Here is a 17,600-nt window from a genome sequence, read left to right as displayed (position 1 = left end):
TTTAATTTTATTTGACATTAAGAAATATAATTACAACTTAACTCAAAATGAAACGCTTCAAGCTCCCTCTCAATAGAAGACACCTAATTTTTGCTACATTAGGTATCGCTGCAACTTTAGTTATACTCGCTCTTTATGTCACTTATAACCGAGCAAAGTGTACATCCGGTGATTGTGATACTGGATTTGGAGTATTAGAGTTAAAAGATGGAACTTATTATGCCGGTGGCTTCCTAAATCATAGATTTCACGATTACGGAATTCTGAAACATATAAGTGGTGAAAAATATGAGGGATACTGGCATAGAGGGGAAAAAAGTGGGAAAGGCAAAATCTATTATGCTGATGGCGCTTTTTACGAAGGTAACTTCAGAAGAAATGTAAAACATGGCGAAGGATATTATGTTTGGTCCGATGGAACAAAAATAGCCGGTTTTTTTGTTGATGGGGAACCACAAGGTAAGTGTACGTTAACTCTACCTAATAAATTAATTTTAATTGGAGAATACAACCGAGGGATCGTAATCAACGGTGAAGGAATTTACATTTACGATGACCAATCACGTTATATTGGGAATTGGAAAAATGGAAAAAGAAACGGCAAAGGAACTCTGCTTTCTCCTTCTGGTGAAATAGTAAACTCCGGGACCTGGAAAAATGACGTCTTTCAAGGAAATTAATTATTTTAGATTTTAATTCAAATTCTATATATTCTTTATAGATTTTTTGTTAATTGAAAAATTCTGCATTCTCTTTTAAGTTGCAAACTGGAAATAAGGCAAACTGACTTCTGGTTCGCGTATTCTTTGTTTGACGAGGAAGGTTTTGATTTTTCCTTTTCCTTTCACTTCAATTTCTCCCCGATCTTCCAAGGCAAAGTCGGATCGAATCAGGTTTGCAGTAGATTCTGTAATTTGAATTTCATTTGGTAGGCCATGTGATTCCATACGCGACGCAAGGTTTACAGCATCGCCCCAAATATCGTAAATAAATTTTTTGGTCCCGATGACTCCTGCCACCACTGGACCTGTATTGATACCAATACGCATACTAAGTCTAGATCCACTTTTACCAAGTTTTAATCGCGACAATAAAGATTTCATATCCCAAGCCATATGTGTCGCAAGTAAAGAATGATATTGGTCGGGTGCTGGTAAACCAGCCACTGCCATATAAGCATCCCCAATTGTTTTGATTTTTTCTAAACGATACTTTTCGGCTAATACATCAAAATAAGAAAAAATTTCATTTAGGATGCGAACTACAGCTTCTGGTCTCATACCGGACGAAATTTGTGTAAATCCTACTATATCCGCAAACAATACAGATACTTCTGGATAACTATTAGCGATTAAACCTTGTTTTTCTTTTAATTCTTCCGCAATTGCCTTGGGGAGAACATTTAACAATAGTTTTTCGGCACGTTCTTGTTCATTTCGTACTTTTTCATAGGCATTGGCAATTTCAATACGTGATTCTTCATTTTCTTTAAGAGTAGAACGCACCTTACTTAATACTAAATTATACCTTTCTGCAATTTGACCCACTTCCGTAAACGGTTCGACAGGAACATCAAGAGCTAAGTCTCCAGTTTTATGTTGGTAGTCCATAGATAAAAATAAATCGATCAGTTCTGTGGTGGCTTTATGTTCTGAGATATTTAAACCTATTCGTTCTTCAGTTTCATCAACACGAAGGTGGTAAAACCGATTGATTCCTTTGAAGAGTATGTATGATACACCGAAGGCAAATATTCCTACAACAAAAGCACCTAAAAGTTGGATCAGGATAAAGTCCCCTCTTCCACTGGTTGCTCCGAGTTTTTCCATGTCTCCAAAAATCCCAACAGCAAATGTACCCCAAAGACCACCTACTAAATGTACGGGAACAGCTCCTACTGCATCATCGATTTTCCATCTTTCTAATAATTTCTCTGCAGGGATGGTGAGCCCACCAGACATCATTCCAATAATCGCAGCTTGCGCAGGTTCCACACAGTCAGCACTGGCAGTAATAGCAACTAGTCCCGCCAAAGATCCGTTTAGTGGTGAAATTGCCTCAGGATACCCTTTCACAAACCAAGTTAAAAATAAAGCCACCATCATCGAAAATCCAGAAGCGATAATTGTATTTAAAATCACAATAGGGACTGATCCATTGAAGGCAAGTGTACTTCCTCCATTAAAACCCATCCAACCAAACCACAAAATAATACCACCTAACATTGCTAAAGGTAAGTTGCTACCAGTCACTGATTTAGAAGGTTCCCCTTCGGTAAATCTGCCAAGTCTAGGGCCTACAACCATTAGAAGGGCCAATGATACCCAACCTCCCACACTATGAACCTGAGTAGATCCAGCAAAGTCATGAAAACCAAGTTGTTCTAACCAACCAAGAGAGGTTTCCATAAAAGTACCACCCCAAACCCAATGACCAACGATTGGATAAATGATTCCAGAGATAAGGGCAGTAGCAAGTAGATACGAGGGAAATTTTAAACGTTCAGCAACAGCACCAGAAACAATGGTAGATGCAGTACCGCAAAACATCAGTTGAAATAAAAAGAATGTGGGAGGCCAAGCATTGTCTTTTGGAAAGGTTGGTAAAAATAAACTAGTTCCAAATATCCCATAAAAGGAAGAACCAAACATTATCCCAAATCCAAACAAATAAAATAAAAGTGTCGCCACTCCAAAGTCAGCGATGTTTTTAATTGCTACGTTAATCGAATTTTTTGCACGAGTCAAACCAGACTCTAAAACTAAAAAACCACCTTGCATCATCAATACAAGACCCGAACAAACTAGTACCCATAAAATATCCAACAGACTTTTTTGAACCGACATCCCTACCCTCAAATTCAAATTCCATTATACAAACTTAAATGGACCTGATCCTAAGAGATAGTTACCATTATTTTCAGATGAGCAAGTCGAATTCTAAACAATCTCACCTAACAATCATTTTAAAAAACAAACTACTCGTTCTAAAAATATATATTTTGTTTATAATATAAGCAACTTGCCTGTAATTTATTCCCCGCGTCATTTACGCTGAGTGCGACGAAGTGCCGATCGAAGCGGAAATCCATTCCCAAAGGGAAAGATTGGAGCGAAGAGCGGGATCGTGATTACATAATACATCTTTCACCAAACAAACTCGAGGCGCATAAAAAGAAAATTTACTTTTTCTTTTTATATTTTTTTAATAAATGAAGAGATTCTTTCCAGAAAACGTAAGTTAGACCTATTGCAATGAACCCAAAAGCAAACGCACCACCTAATGCAGTCAAGGCGTTTGAAGTCTCTTCATGACAAAGATCAATTGTTGAACCGGCATAAACAGCACTAGCCGAAATTCCAATTTCATTTGATAAGGACTGTGTTTTATCAAAGACTACTGTTACTGTATCGCCTGGTTTGACTCCAATCATACGAAGACTGGGTTCGGATGGTTGCTTCCGTTTTTGAAATGTTCTTTCTTTGTTCTCAAAATTATGATTAGAAATTCCTGATTCATTATAAACGGAAATATGTTTCTGGTCTTCCAAAATTAAGAAAAAATTTCCGACAGATACTTGGTATAAATTCCAGTGGTTACGTCTCGATTGGTATTCAACATTATAAATGACAAATCCAGATTCTGGATCAGCAGTATTTTCGCTCGAAACAATACCAGAAACTAGACGGGACTCTTTGGAATTTCGAATGGTTTCATCGCAGAAAAAATTTCGATATTCCCAATCGTCAAAAGAATTGATAACAAGAAGAGTAGACAAAGTTGTCATAAATACAACCATCAATAAAAGAAAAAAATAAGTAGCAAAAGAGAAAGATGATTTAGAAAGTTTCATCAATGTTATGTCCTTTTCTATTTGTATATGACCGATAGAACTAAACTAGTTCCAAATCAGGAAACTATATACCAATAATTTATGAAATTAACTGTTAAAGTAAAACCAAATAACAAACAACCAGGATTAGAATTTATTTCGGAAACCGATTGTATCGCTCGGCTGAAATCTCCACCTGTGGATGGGAAGGCAAACGAAGAACTTGTTTTATTACTTTCCAAACACTTTCATGTTCCCAAAAAGAATATAACGATCCTCTCAGGCCTCTCGTCAAAATCAAAATTGGTCTCGGTCCTACCGCGAGACCTCGAAAGATAAATAGATTCATACAAGAAGTTCGAATTTTCAGTTCACAGATTCTAATCAAAATCTTATATTTGTAAAATCAAGAGTTCTTTTTGCACTCATGGTACCTTTAAAATGAAAAAACCCAATACCCTTCTGGAAACGAAAAATCTCGGGAAAACGTACCAAGTGGGAGAAGTGCCACTTGTAGCCCTCCATTCAGTCAATGTCAAATTTAATGAAGGCGAACTAACAGTAATGTTAGGTGCTTCCGGTTCAGGAAAATCAACTCTCCTCAACATCTTAGGAGGATTAGATACGGCAACTACTGGCGAAGTATTATTTCACGGAAAAACTTTAGCATTAGAAAACGACGAAGGATTAACTAGATACAGACGTAACCACGTAGGATTTGTATTTCAATTTTATAATTTAATTCCAAGCCTTACAGCAGAAGAAAACGTACGCTTGGTGACAGATTTATCAGACAAATCCATGACCCCTCTCGAAGCCCTTACGCTCGTCAAATTAGCAGATAGAAAAAATCATTTCCCAGCTCAACTTTCGGGAGGAGAACAACAACGTGTTGCGATTGCCAGAGCCATAGCCAAAAGACCAGAATTGCTTCTTTGTGACGAACCCACGGGTGCATTGGATTTTAAAACAGGAAGGATAGTTTTGGAAGCCATCACAGGCATAAATCAAGATTTAGGAACGACTACTGTTGTCATTACTCATAATGAATCCATTGCGCAGATTGCCGATCGCATTATTTTAGTGAAGGATGGAACAATAGTTTCCGATTCTTTAAACCATCACAAAAAGCCAGTGACAGAGGTTAGTTGGTGATCGGAAAAACCTTAAATCTAAAATTACTTAGAGATTTAAAGTCCATGTCGATGCAGGGATTGACTGTGGGCCTTGTCATTGCTGCCGGAATCAGTTATTTTTCTGCATCTTGGGCTGCCTATTTTTCATTGATGGAGGCAAAATTAAATTTTTATAGTAAACAAAATTTATGCGAAGGATTTGTTTATTTAAATCGCGCACCCTCTTATCTTGAATCCAAAATTGCAGCACTACCTGGTATTTCAGATTTTGAAACTAGAATCTCAAAAGAAATAGTTTTAGATTTTGAAAATGAGGTATATCCATCTGCAGCTCAACTGATATCATTACCCGAACATACGAACACCCTGTACTTAAAAAAAGGTTTTTTACCAAAACAAAACCAAGATGTTGTGATTAGTGAAAACTTTGCTAATGCGAATCAATTGGAACCGGGTTCCGTCTTGTCATCTATCATTGGCGGGAAACGCGTTTATTTACAGGTAACAGGCGTTGGATTGTCTCCAGAATTTGTTTATGTTTTTCGACCAGGGAATCCAATGCCAGACGATAAACATTACGGTATCATTTGGATGAAACGTGAAGCTATGGAAACGAATTTTAACTTCGAAGGAGCATTCAATCAAGTTATTTTTCATTTCGCATCAGAAGGAGAAGAGAGGTTACGCACAATGCGTGATCTTGATGCTTTGTTAGATGAGTTTGGTGGTTTAGGAGCAAAAGAAAGAAAACTATTGCCTTCTGATTCTTTTTTGAGTGATGAGTTTAGGCAATTAAGAACTACTGCTGTTTTTTTACCTGGGATTTTTCTAGCTATAGCGGCTTTTTTATTACACATTATTTCAAATCGCATGATTTCTAAAGAAAGGGAGCAAATCGCAACCTTACGAGCGCTTGGTTATACTTCAAAAGACGTAGCAATACATTACCTTAAACTGATTAGTTTTATCACCGCCATAAGCAGTATTTTAGGTGTCATTGTTGGGTATTATTTAGGAAACGCGATGACTGATTTGTATGGAAGATTTTATAAATTCCCACAATTGATTCCAATCTTTCCACCCATACTTGCTTTCTTTAGTTTTAGTTTTGGCATTCTCATTGGCGGAATCGGAACCATTGTCTCATTACGTAGCATTATCAAATTGGATCCAGCACAAGCTATGCGCCCTGCTCCGCCGGGCACATATACCATTTCCTTTTGGGAAACATGGATTACCAATCTTAGAACAATACAAAGGATGGTTCTGCGAAATCTCTTCAAACGTCCAACAAGGACTGCGCTCACAATTTTGGGTTTGTCTACATCAATCATGATTATGATCATTGGAAATTTTATACAAGATACCGTTGGTACTTTGTTAGATTTACAATTTAATACAATCCAAAGAGAAACACTCACTTTAGTATTTAGAATACCTGTGGAAGATTCTATTTTATTTGAATTAAAAGAAAAAAAGGGTGTTTTTATAGCAGAGGGACAACGCTCCATTCCCATTAAAATCATAAAGGATAGAAAATCAAAAGATACGATTTTAACAGGTATATCGGAAGGATCTGATTTAAGACGAATCCTAAACCACGATTTGGATCCAATTGATATTCCCGTATTTGGAATCATGATGAATACTGAACTTGCCAATAGAATGGGAATTCAAATAGGAGAGACCATTTTAATTGAAACACTTGATGGTGAAAAAAGAAAAATTCAGGTTACTGTTTCAGCCTTTGCCAATGAAATTTTAGGTCAGGGAGTTTTTATCAATCGTAACAATCTCAATCGGATGTTAGATGAAGGAAGTTTGATTAATCTCGCACTATTAAAGACTGATTCCTTAGAAGATAAAAACTTAATCGAAGAATTTAAAGACAACCCAATCGTCATTGGTCTATTTTCCAAAACTGCCATTCTTACTGCGTTTAAAGAAGTGTTACAAAGATCTCTTCAATCGACATCCATTGTGATTTTAATATTTACAATTATTATTTCCATTGGCGTCATATACAATACGGCAATGATTACTTTATCTGAACGAATATACGAGCTAGGTAGTTTACGGATACTTGGTTTTAGTTTAAAAGAAGTTTTTGAAATTATTGCTTGGGAGCTAACATGGCAGATACTTGTTGCCATACCAATAGGATGTTTTTTCGGAAACAAAGTTGCCAATCTTATTTTAAATGTCAATGAAACGGAAGGATTCAAAATCCCTGTTGTTATTTATCCTTCCACTTACTATTATTCAATCCTTCTAGCGTTATTTACAGCAGGGATTAGTTTTATCATTGTATATCGAAAATTAAAAACAATGGATTTATTAAGTGTACTCAAGGTGAGAGAATGATATGACAAAAGAAAATATCTTAGAGTTGATTCAAACAAAAAATGCAAAAATAGCCATTGGTGTGATTCTATTTTTAGGGTTTACATTTTTAATTTTAAAAAAAGATCCAAAACCAGTGGAAATATCCATTGTCAAACAAGATGTATATAGGCAAATTTTATCCGTTCAAGGTAAAACAAAAGTCAAAGAACTTTATACTGCCTATTCTCCTGTAAACGGAGTTATGCGTAGAGTAGAGTTACATGCAGGTGACAAAGTTTCAAGAGGTATGACTCTTCTTACAATTGATTGGGACATCGTAAAAACTGTAAAAGCAAGTGCGAATGGTCAAATTTTGAAAGTTTACCGTGAAAGTGCAGGACCAGTCATTATGGGTGAACGTATCTTGGACTACGGAGATGTTTCCAAAATTGATGTATCGGCATTTGTATTATCAGAGGATATGCCTGACTTAGACAAAAAGGATAAAGTCCTAATCACCGGATTTGGTGAACATACGTTGGAAGGGCAAGTTTCTATCATTGAACCTTCTGCGATAACAAAAATTTCATCACTTGGGGTAGAAGAACAACGTGTTCCTATATTTATTGAATTCAATCCACCTCCCGGAATTGGAGATGGTTATGAATTAGAATGCAAAATTATCTTGTTTGAAAAACCAAATGCAATAGTAATCCCAACTTCTGCTTTGTTTCGTGAAGATGGGAAATGGGCTGTGTTTACTGTGGAAAAGAAAAAAGCAAAATTACGATTTGTTGAAGTAGAACATCAAAGTGAAGGTATTAGTATGATCAAAAGCGGACTCTCCGTTGGAGAATCTGTTATTTTATATCCAGGTGATACCGTTGAGAACGGAACCAAAGTTATGCCCGAATAAGCACACTCGATTCTTTAGGTAAGGTGAAGTAAAATTTAGATCCCTTACCTAATTCGCTTTCAACACGAATCATTCCTCCGTGTCTCTCTATAAACTCTCTACACAATATTAAACCTAATGCAGTCCCTCTTTCTCCAAGAGTTCCCGGCATACTAGTTTGTTTTGCATCGATTCGAAATAACTTGTTTTGAATTTCAGTTGAAATTCCAGTTCCAAAATCAGCTATGCATATTTCTAAATCATCACCAATGGATTTTGAAAAGATTTGAATTTCACCACCAGGATTGGAATATTTTATAGCATTTGAAATTAAATTTCTAAGAACAGTTTCAATCATCTTTTCATCAGCATAAACTTTTGAGTTAGGATCTACGAAGTTCTTTAGAACTATCGATTTATTTTGAATCGAAAATGATACGGAAGCAATGGAAGATTCGATGGAATGATACAAAGATATTTCCTCTGGGAAAAAAGCTATCTCACCAGTTTGTGACCTAGCCCAAGTGAGAAGATTTTCTAAAAGAGCATAAACTTCACCAGAAGATTGGAAAAGAATACTTAAATCATTTTTCGTTCGTTTGATAGGACGTGTGTCTAAGTCCTCTAAAATCATACCTGCAAAAGTATTCATTCCTCCAATGGGACCTTTTAAATCATGTGCAATAATGGAAAAAAACTTATCCTTAGTATGATTTAGTAGCTGTAATTCAGAGTAAAACTTATCCTTTTGAATTTCTGCCTTTTTCCTTTGATCAATATTTCTTGAAACACCAAGCACATTAATAGTGCCGTTGGGATTCCTTTGGAATGCAGTATTTGCTTCTATCCATATTGTAGAACCATCCTTACAATATTGTTCTACTTCGTCACTGTATGGTTTTCTTTCGCCAGTGTCTTTATATTCTTGGATACGTTCTGGGAGGATATCAAATATATACTTTAATGAAGTTGGAGTAAATGTGTCTTTTAAGGAACGGTGGATTGTTTCCTCAGAAGTAAAACCAGTAATATTAAAAATCGACTGACTAACATACAAATATTTTTGTTCTTCTAGATTTAGAACCCAAATAACATCTGTTGTGTTTTCCGCAAGCAAACGGTATTTCTGTTCACTTTCTTCTTCGCTTTTGATGAAAATATCAATACACATCATCAGAAATCCGAATGTCATCATCACTGAAGTTATGTAAAAAAATAAATAAGTAATATCTTGAATAGGACCTTTTCCAAAGGCAATCTGGTCAACAGAAACATCGGCAAAGGTATAATAAAAAAATCGGAGAAACAGAAATATCCCACATGATAAATAGAATATAGCAGAAAATCGTGAGGTCAATCGTGACTTTTGATAGGCATATAGAATGGTTTTACCAGAAAGCAGAAGTTGTAAACTAGCGGCTAACGAAATCAAAGAAATTCTATACTTAGGTGCAATGTCAGAAAATTGGTGTAATGCAAGTAAAATAAATACAAGGATTACTGAAAAAACTCCAGATCGCCACATAAGCTTTTTATCAAACATTGAAAGAATTATGTTATTATAATATACCAATGAAAGCAAAATGAGCGAGTTTCCAGCACTAATCGAAAGCCATTCTGGAATAACACCTCTTAAAGCACCCATGACTATCCAACCGAAGGCTTGAAGCAATGTAGCGATCGACCAATCTTTCACAAACCTGAGTTTTTGGAAATACCCTCTAGCTGCAAACCAGAGCCCTCCTGACATTAATATACATCCTATGATGTTAATAAATACGACTGTTCGAGGATCAATGTTCATTTTGAATAGGAGAATCAGAGAGTCTAATTTAACTGTTTTTCCCAATGTAATTTAATCAACTACAAATGGAAATTTGTTAAAGAAATTTACTAAGAAAAAGTAATGGCCTCAAAACAAGGATTAGGTGGTAAATATGGATATCCCTACCCTATAAAGTGAGTCATCTATCACCACAGGTCCCTGGAACACTGAAAACTACTATTTTTTTGAGAATTGGTCCAGAAGATAAGATAACGAACTTTCAAATTCCTTCTGATTTGATATGATTTTTGTTTCGTTATTTTTCACTTTGGAAAAAAGCGAAGCAGAGGCCAATGCATTGCCGTGAATAAAATCAATAATTACATTTAAAATGATATTAACATCAGACTCGGGAAATGATTTTAAAAAGATGTTTTGAAGTTTTTCATTTAATGATATAACAGATGGGAATCCTTCATGAGAATTTTTAACTAAAAATAAAGACATCCCTGGATATTCGACAAATAAATTCCAATAAGCTATCAAAACCTTTTTCAGATTTGTCCTAGGACTTCTCTCGGAAACTACAATTTCCTCTTGGAATCGATTAAAAATTTGTTCCACCATTGCCTTCGTAAGTTCTTCTTTATTTCGAAAGTAATGGTAAACTGCCATTGGATCTAAATTCAATTTTGCGGCTAATTTACGCATACTAAAGGATTCATATCCTTGTTTTTCGCAAATTTTCAAAGCGGTTTGTATAATTTTTTCTTTCATTTTAATCGGATTATTTCTACGGTGTAGAAATAATATGTCTACACCGTAGAGCTGACAAATAATATGATAAAATACAAAGCATTTATTGCAAGCAGTTTAGATGGCTTTATAGCAAGATCAGATGGATCTATCAACTGGTTGGCATCAGAGAAATACACTTTAGAAAATAACGACTTGGGTTATACTTTATTTATGCAAAGTATCGATTGCATTGTAATGGGTAGGGCTACATTTGAAACGGTATTACAATTTGAACCCTACCCTTTCCCAACAGTTCCCGTTTTTGTGCTTACTCACAATTCTGAATACAGAATTCAATCGAATCATCCAATTTCTATTTTTAACGGAACTCTGGAAAACTTAACTTTTGAACTAGAGAAAAGACAATTTAAATCTGTGTATGTAGACGGAGGTCAAGTGATTCAATCCTTCGTAAGCAAACAGATGTTATCTGAAATCATTCTCACGAGAATCCCTGTTTTACTCGGATCTGGATTGCCTCTCTTTGGTCACTTGGCTCAAGATCAAAATTTAAAACATATCAAAACAATTGCTTACGCAAATGGGTTCGTACAATCAGAGTATCATTTTAGTTAATATGAACTTTTTGAGAGAATCTTTCCGGAAATGCATTCTTTGCTTGAAGAAATGATGGATTTATGTTAGGGATTTTAGAACAAACCCACAAGCCCGCCTCCACCACCCTATACAGGGCGGGGGCTCTTCAGGGGCAATGAGACATAATGCAAAATATCCATTCTGCACAGGATCCTAGACTTTCCGCATACCAACTCCTAAAAGCAAAGGAAGAAACATCTGACAAATTCATAGCAGACCATGAGAAAACAGCCGTTAGGCTTCTTACGTCAAACCTCGAAGTGGAATCTGTATTTTGTATGCCAAAGTATTGGGAAAAACATAAAGGCCTAATTCAGTCCAAACAATTGCAACCTAATAAATGTTTTGTTGCCGAAAAATCAGTTTTTGAAAAAACCATCGGATTTTCTGTACACCAAGGATTCATGGCTATTGGCTACCAAAAATGGAGTTCTTTATCTGAAGTGGAATCTCCCATTTTAGCAGTAAACTATATTGTTGATAGCGAGAATATTGGATCCATCTTGCGAACAGCAGCTGCCTTTGGTATCCGAACTGTAATATTTGATTCCCAATCAGCGTCACCTTATCTCAGGCGTAGTGTCAGAGTGTCGATGGGATCTTTATTTCAAATTTCGTTAGTTCGCACTCAAAATTTAAGGGAAACTTTAATTTCTTTAAAAGCCTCTGGAAACCAAATTCTGTCGCTGAGTCTCCCAAGAGAGGGGGATAACCTTATATCCAAAACAAAATCGGTTTACGAACTGAAAAAACAAAACCATTTTGTGTTAGTCGTTGGAAACGAGGCAGAAGGAATATCACCCGATGTCTTAAACCTATCTGACCTCTTGATATATATACCAATGAAAAACCAAATTGATTCTTTAAATGTTTCACACGCACTCGCGGTTGCTTTGTCACATTTAATGATCTGAATTACTAATTTTCCCAATCCCAAAAAAAATCTTTATTTGTCATTTCTGGTTCCGAATCTACCTGGTTATTCGTAATTTCCAAAGATTGCGCTTCCAAATCTTTTTTTGCAGATTCCAAATCGAGTGTTTCTTTCAGCCAATACTCTTCTGTACCAAAATGCGGGAAAAGCGATGGAAAAGAAGGGTCTTCCCAACGTTTAGCAATCCAGGCAGCGTAATGAATGTATCTAATAATACGAAGAGGTTCTACCAGCTGAAACCAATTTTCATCAAAATCAGAAAACATAGTGTAACCTTGCAAGAACTGAAACAAATCATTTCTGCGATCAGACTCACCTAACGGGAGCAACATCCAAAAGTCTTGAACGATAGGACCCGTCAAAAAATCATCAAAATCTAAAATACTGTATCCTTCTTGCGAAACTAGCAGATTTCCTTTGTGACAATCTCCATGAATTCGTTGAAAAGGAATTTGAAATTCGTTGACTAATGATTCAAAAATTTCAAATGATCTTAATGCAGTTGTCTTATATCTTTCCGCCAAAGCACTGTTTGGTATTAGGTGTTTATCTAGAATAAAATTTAGTGATTTCAATCCATAGGAGGGAATATCTAAAATAGGACGATGGATGGAGCTAGATCTTTTCCCAACAGCATGAATTCTTCCGAGCAGTGCACCTACACGTTCTAAATCAGGACCAGAGATTTCCTCTACAATCCGACCATTACGAAGTGGCCAAATAGCAAAAAAGATCCCAGACCATTCAAACAAAGTTTTCCCTTCAATAGCAATAGGAGTGAGTACAGGGATTTCTTCCGAAATGAGTTCCTGCAAAAACCGATGTTCTTCGAGAATTTCATCCCTAGTCCATTTTCCTGGGCGATAAAACTTTACAACGATTCGTCCAGCATTTGCGGTTTCAATGTCATAAACACGATTTTCAACACTATTCAAAGGATAAAATCTTCCGGTTGGTTCATAACCCAATGATTCAAGAGAATTTAAAATTGTGTCAGGTGTTAGCTGGTAAAATGAGTGGTTAATGTCCAATTTAATAATTTAGCTTACGATACGATTTCGACCTGAGGATTTCGCCTCATATAAGAGTTTGTCTGCTGTTCTCAGTAACTCGGCTGGATTGTCTATTTCAGTAATGTCCCCACCTGCGACACCACCGCTAAAGGAAACTTTGAAATTTTCTCCTGCCTCTGATTTTAATTCTATACTAGAAACGGATTCTCTAATTTTATCGAGAACCTTTGTTGCATCATTCACACCAGTTTCTGGAAATACAATGACAAATTCCTCTCCACCGAATCGAGAAATGATGTCTGATTTCCTTAGAGATGTTTTTAATTCAAAAGCTATTCGTTTTAAAACTATATCGCCTGTTTCATGACCATAGGTATCGTTTACTTTTTTAAAGAAATCAATATCTATCATAGCTAATGATAAACTATGTTTATGTCTTTTGCATCTTTGAAACTCTTGCTCTATCCTCTCTTCCATATAGCGACGGTTATATAATCCTGTCAACACGTCACGGATAGCAGTTTCTCGCAGTTGGTCGTGTAAGGATTTCATCCTCAATGCACTGAAAATTCTTGCTAAAAGTTCAATTTCCTTTGCAGGTTTTGTGATGTAGTCAGTAGCACCTGCTTCAATAGCAAGTTTTAAGTTCTCAGGTTCTGTATGACCAGTAACCATTATGATAGGAAGCCAACCAATCGGAGAGGAAGAAAATATTTCGGAAATCAACTCAATTCCAGAACCATCAGGTAATTCCCAATCAAGAAGAACCACATCCACTTGGTCTTTGCTGATAATCTCCCTAGCATCAGAAAGAGAAATTGCTTCCAAAGGAGTGTACCCATGATTTGAAATCCAACGATTGAGAAGTTTTCTTTGTAATTCGGAATCCTCAATGATGAGAATTTTTTTTCTTACTTTCTCCATTCTTCTACGGTTTCATTTTTTCTTTTTTTTACCTAGTATTTTTTCAACTTCCCCCTCTTCTAAAGGAACTTTTACTACAGTTCCCCCTTCTTTGCGGATTTGATCCATATCCACAACCGCTCCGGTCAATAAGCGCGATGCCTTTTTGGAACCATCTTTGACTCCATAAACCACCCACTTACCTCCTTCAAGGGATAACACTAAATATGTACAGTCAGCCACAGCAAGTATAGAATGAGCTGACATATGCGACACAAATTCATAACTGAGTACAATTCCTGATCCGATGACAATACCAGAAGGAACACCCACTGCTTTTGATAATTGATAAACTCCGTAGGTTGTACCAGTACCGAAGGAAGCAGCAGTTCCAACGACACCGACTGTACCTGCAGCAACTCTTGTTGAGGCATAAGTGACCGTTTGCGCAGTGGCAGATGTACCGGCAAATGTTGCTCCGGTAACTGTCCCCGAAATGGCAAGTCCTCCACCTAATACGGTTTGTCCAGAGGTAACACCGACAAGACTCATAGGTGCTAGAATATATTTTCCAGAAGTTTCTGTCACAACAGCAGCCGTTTTTACAGAATATGCAGAAGTTTTTCTAGCAACCGCAGAAGTAACCTTTGCACCTTTCTCCATAGACTGAACTGACTCATTTAATACGACTTCCGTACTATTTAATAGTCCCCCCAAAGCAAGTTCTACACTCGGTGCTGTAATATACACGACTCCTTTCCCTGCAAGTGCAAAGGTTTCCACCAAACAATAAAGCCCTGTTCCCACAGAATTAGTTGCTACAACTGCCGGATAAATGATTCCATTCCAAGTTACATACCCAACTGAAAGCAAGGTCACTTTTCCAATGGGTTTTATGATTCCATCATAAAACAATGCTTTGGTGGTTCGGGAAAATGCCTTGAGTAAGGCTAAAGGAACACCTTCACCATCTGCTATAGATTCTATATCCGCTTTTGCTCGACCCAATTCACTTGCAGTATCTTGCCCAAAAGAAAAAATGGTTTCTTTCCAATTCCCAAAAATCTTTTCAGAAACGGAAGAACGTAAATCTTCAATCTCTGAAAACCGACTTTTCCAACTACCAGACTTGAAGTCATCGTAAGTTTCATCATAAGCTGACTTCAAAGCATTATCTAAGTCCACATAACCATATACAGTTGATTCAAAAACTTTTTGAAATTCTTGTTTATATTGATTGAATCTTTTTGTAGCAGAAGGGGAATTATCTGGTTTTTCTTTATGGTTTAGCTGCATATCTGCCCATTCGTCCCACTCTTTGCGAACAGCTTCCGAATTAGCTACAACCGCCTTATGTGTATCTAAACCTCTTTCCCAGGAAGAACCCACAAGCCCGTAAGATTCCGCAACAGAAGCATACATAATAAATAACCCAGGTTTGGTGGCATTTTCATTCAAATACTGAACTACCGCGTCACCTTTCTCGTTTAGTTTACCAGCAGTAGACCAACTCATCTTTGTCCCATCTTTAACAATGACCACTGACTCTTGAGCCTTTAATACAGACTTAGAAAATTCTTCTCCTGCAAAACCAATTCTTTTCCCCATAACAAATACGGTAGATTCATGAAATGGAGGAATAAATTTGATACTTGTCCCTTTGACGGGAAGTGCTCCTTGGTAATAAAGAGACTTATGACCTTCAATGGCTAACTTTTTTGTATTCTTTAATGGATCTTCTCCTTTTTTATCAGAGCCGGAGCAGTTAAAAAAGAATAAAGATAGAAAAACAGAAACTAAAATAAATTGGTAAATGTTTGATTTCATTTTTTTTCAGATGCCTTTGCATTTGCACGTTTTGTTTGTTCAGCGATTTCCGCGTCTAAAACTTTCTTAATAATTTTGGGATCATCGGTTAAGATTTTTACTTTGCCTGCTTTTTTTGCTTCTTCTAAATTGATTACAGACCCTGTTGGTGCATCTTCAAAGCCTGCATAATTACCTCTCACAACTGCGATTACAACTCGAGGACCATCATAAGTAATCAGTATTGGTCCATCCACTGCTGTAAGCAACAATTGGGAAGGAAGGACTGTGAGTGCCGCATAACCTAAAATCATTCCAGAACTCATGGCATAAAATCCGGCTTCGGCTGTTCCTTTAGACAAATCATATACCATCCCAGTTGCGTAAGCACCGGTATCCAAAGTGGCGCCTCCAACAGCACCAATGGTTCCGCCTGCGGTTGTGGCAGCAACAGAAGTTACTTGGTTAAAGGCGGCAAGAGTAGTTCCTACTGTATATGTTGGGATTGTGGCAGATGCCGACAACAATCCCATAGAACTAAAAAGACCAGCCTCTAAAGTGGGAGAAATCACCAGATAACCAGCCTTAGTTGAATAATAAAAAACTACTCCAGTTGATATCAATGCATTGGAAGAAAAATTCATTGTTTGAGATAAAGGAACAAATACCCCATTGACTACTAGGATCTCACCTGTATTTTTCCCTGTTTTGGCAATGGGCGAGACCAATACTTCTTTAATCGCTACGGTATACCCTTGGAATATATCCACAAGAGCCAAAAGAGAATTTCCACTCTCACCCGATTCCTCGTAATTTTTTGTAAATTCATCGGAAGCTTTTGAAAAGGAATCACTCCAAGCAGCGATTATATTTTTAGAATTTTGATTTAATGTCGAAACAAATAAATCATTCAACTTATCGGTAGTTTCGCCACGCTCATTACCAAAGTTTTTCAATGTGGAAACCATTTGTTCTGTATCAGATTCCACTTTTGGTACCAAATAAATATAACCTAATAAAAACCTGGAACCCGCTTCCTTAAAACTTTCTTTGGAAGTTTTCCATTGCGTTTGGCTCAATTGCCAACCTGCATCATAAATATCTCCCGTTCTTCCAGAAGAGTCTTTATATCCATCACTTGTCCAAGATAAAACCGACTCCATTGTATCCCCAAGTTTACCAGGGAAATCAGCACTTCTTTTTTTCATATGAACAAGTACCATTGCTTTTGCAACTCGAGAGCTCATTCCTCCATTCTCATAAACCAGATCCATACTTTTTGTTCCCGAAGGAATGACAGCCCATCCATGTTCTAAGAGATTTTTTCTGGAACCAAGGGAGTTGGCAGTAAGTGGTGCAATTTTTTTGAATGATTGTGGTTTGTTAGAATTAAATACAGATTCACCAAGAATCTTATCTGTTTTTTTAGAACCAGAACATTGCAGAAATAAGGCGACGGCTAACAAGGAGAAAAAATTTATTGAAACCAGTTTCATAAGATGAGGGAACAATATAGAAACGTTTAAATTATGCAATAGAAAAAAAACAATGTCTTGCTTAATCCATGTTTAGTGAGACAAAAACGCCACAATCTAT

General features: G+C 36.6%; 15 protein-coding genes. 7 read left to right on the top strand and 8 right to left on the bottom strand.

Annotation, left to right across the window (positions count from 1 at the left end; translation table 11 throughout):
- Window positions 1-47: 47 nt before the first annotated feature.
- Window positions 48-680: an MORN repeat-containing protein gene (locus EHR07_RS07090; RefSeq protein ID WP_135744446.1), complete on the top strand. Its 633-nt coding sequence runs from the start codon at window positions 48-50 to the stop codon at window positions 678-680.
- 75 nt (window positions 681-755) lie between these two features.
- On the opposite strand, the gene amt is transcribed toward EHR07_RS07090, so the two are convergent.
- Both amt and EHR07_RS07080 read right to left on the bottom strand, forming a co-directional pair.
- Window positions 756-2,846: an ammonium transporter gene (amt, locus tag EHR07_RS07085; RefSeq protein WP_135744445.1), complete on the bottom strand. Its 2,091-nt coding sequence runs from the start codon at window positions 2,844-2,846 to the stop codon at window positions 756-758.
- Window positions 2,847-3,181: 335 nt separating this feature from the next.
- A complete protein-coding gene (locus tag EHR07_RS07080; protein WP_135744444.1) occupies window positions 3,182-3,853 on the bottom strand; it encodes a hypothetical protein in 672 nt (223 codons plus the stop codon).
- An 81-nt stretch (window positions 3,854-3,934) separates the two neighbouring features.
- On the opposite strand from EHR07_RS07080, the gene EHR07_RS07075 reads away from it, so the two are divergent.
- The 4 genes from EHR07_RS07075 (at window position 3,935) to EHR07_RS07060 (ending at window position 8,209) form a co-directional block, all read left to right on the top strand.
- Window positions 3,935-4,171 (top strand): DUF167 domain-containing protein, encoded by a 237-nt coding sequence (locus EHR07_RS07075; protein WP_135744443.1) that lies wholly within the window; start codon window positions 3,935-3,937, stop codon window positions 4,169-4,171.
- Window positions 4,172-4,273: 102 nt separating this feature from the next.
- Window positions 4,274-4,987 (top strand): ABC transporter ATP-binding protein, encoded by a 714-nt coding sequence (locus EHR07_RS07070; protein ID WP_100728389.1) that lies wholly within the window; start codon window positions 4,274-4,276, stop codon window positions 4,985-4,987.
- A 44-nt stretch (window positions 4,988-5,031) separates the two neighbouring features.
- Window positions 5,032-7,332, top strand: a complete 2,301-nt coding sequence (locus tag EHR07_RS07065) for an FtsX-like permease family protein (RefSeq protein WP_207767049.1) — start codon at window positions 5,032-5,034, stop codon at window positions 7,330-7,332.
- A gap of 1 nt (window position 7,333) precedes the next feature.
- Complete coding sequence (locus tag EHR07_RS07060; protein WP_135744442.1) at window positions 7,334-8,209, top strand: efflux RND transporter periplasmic adaptor subunit; 876 nt, start codon at window positions 7,334-7,336, stop codon at window positions 8,207-8,209.
- Here the strand turns inward: EHR07_RS07060 and EHR07_RS07055 are convergent.
- The gene (locus EHR07_RS07055; RefSeq protein ID WP_100728391.1) at window positions 8,196-9,938 is read right to left on the bottom strand and encodes a PAS domain-containing sensor histidine kinase; all 1,743 of its coding nucleotides are present in this window, start codon (window positions 9,936-9,938) and stop codon (window positions 8,196-8,198) included. The genes EHR07_RS07060 and EHR07_RS07055 overlap by 14 nt on opposite strands.
- Before the next feature lie 252 nt (window positions 9,939-10,190).
- Entirely contained in the window at window positions 10,191-10,730 is a 540-nt protein-coding gene (locus tag EHR07_RS07050) for a TetR/AcrR family transcriptional regulator (protein WP_100728392.1), read from the bottom strand.
- Window positions 10,731-10,793: 63 nt separating this feature from the next.
- Between EHR07_RS07050 and EHR07_RS07045 the strand changes: the two genes are divergently transcribed.
- Together EHR07_RS07045 and EHR07_RS07040 are read left to right on the top strand one after the other, a co-directional pair.
- Window positions 10,794-11,327, top strand: coding sequence for a dihydrofolate reductase family protein (locus EHR07_RS07045; protein WP_135744441.1), 534 nt, complete (start codon window positions 10,794-10,796; stop codon window positions 11,325-11,327).
- 146 nt (window positions 11,328-11,473) lie between these two features.
- Window positions 11,474-12,262 carry a TrmH family RNA methyltransferase gene (locus tag EHR07_RS07040; RefSeq protein ID WP_135744440.1) on the top strand — a complete coding sequence of 263 codons (789 nt, stop codon included), beginning with the start codon at window positions 11,474-11,476 and terminating at the stop codon, window positions 12,260-12,262.
- A gap of 4 nt (window positions 12,263-12,266) precedes the next feature.
- On the opposite strand, the gene EHR07_RS07035 is transcribed toward EHR07_RS07040, so the two are convergent.
- From EHR07_RS07035 to EHR07_RS07020, 4 genes are read right to left on the bottom strand one after another with little or no spacing between them, the layout of a single operon-like run.
- The gene (locus EHR07_RS07035) at window positions 12,267-13,313 is read right to left on the bottom strand and encodes a serine/threonine protein kinase (protein WP_135744439.1); all 1,047 of its coding nucleotides are present in this window, start codon (window positions 13,311-13,313) and stop codon (window positions 12,267-12,269) included.
- 9 nt (window positions 13,314-13,322) lie between these two features.
- Window positions 13,323-14,219: a diguanylate cyclase DgcR gene (dgcR, locus tag EHR07_RS07030; protein ID WP_135744438.1), complete on the bottom strand. Its 897-nt coding sequence runs from the start codon at window positions 14,217-14,219 to the stop codon at window positions 13,323-13,325.
- A 12-nt stretch (window positions 14,220-14,231) separates the two neighbouring features.
- On the bottom strand, window positions 14,232-16,025 hold the full coding sequence (locus EHR07_RS07025; protein WP_135744437.1) for a hypothetical protein: 1,794 nt from the start codon (window positions 16,023-16,025) through the stop codon (window positions 14,232-14,234).
- Window positions 16,022-17,500, bottom strand: coding sequence for a hypothetical protein (locus EHR07_RS07020; RefSeq protein ID WP_135744462.1), 1,479 nt, complete (start codon window positions 17,498-17,500; stop codon window positions 16,022-16,024). Before EHR07_RS07020 ends, EHR07_RS07025 begins: the two co-directional genes overlap by 4 nt.
- Window positions 17,501-17,600 lie beyond the last annotated feature (100 nt).

The organism is Leptospira bandrabouensis (assembly GCF_004770905.1).
GTDB classification, from domain to species: domain Bacteria; phylum Spirochaetota; class Leptospiria; order Leptospirales; family Leptospiraceae; genus Leptospira_A; species Leptospira_A bandrabouensis.
This window is presented reverse-complemented; position numbering and strand designations above follow the sequence as displayed.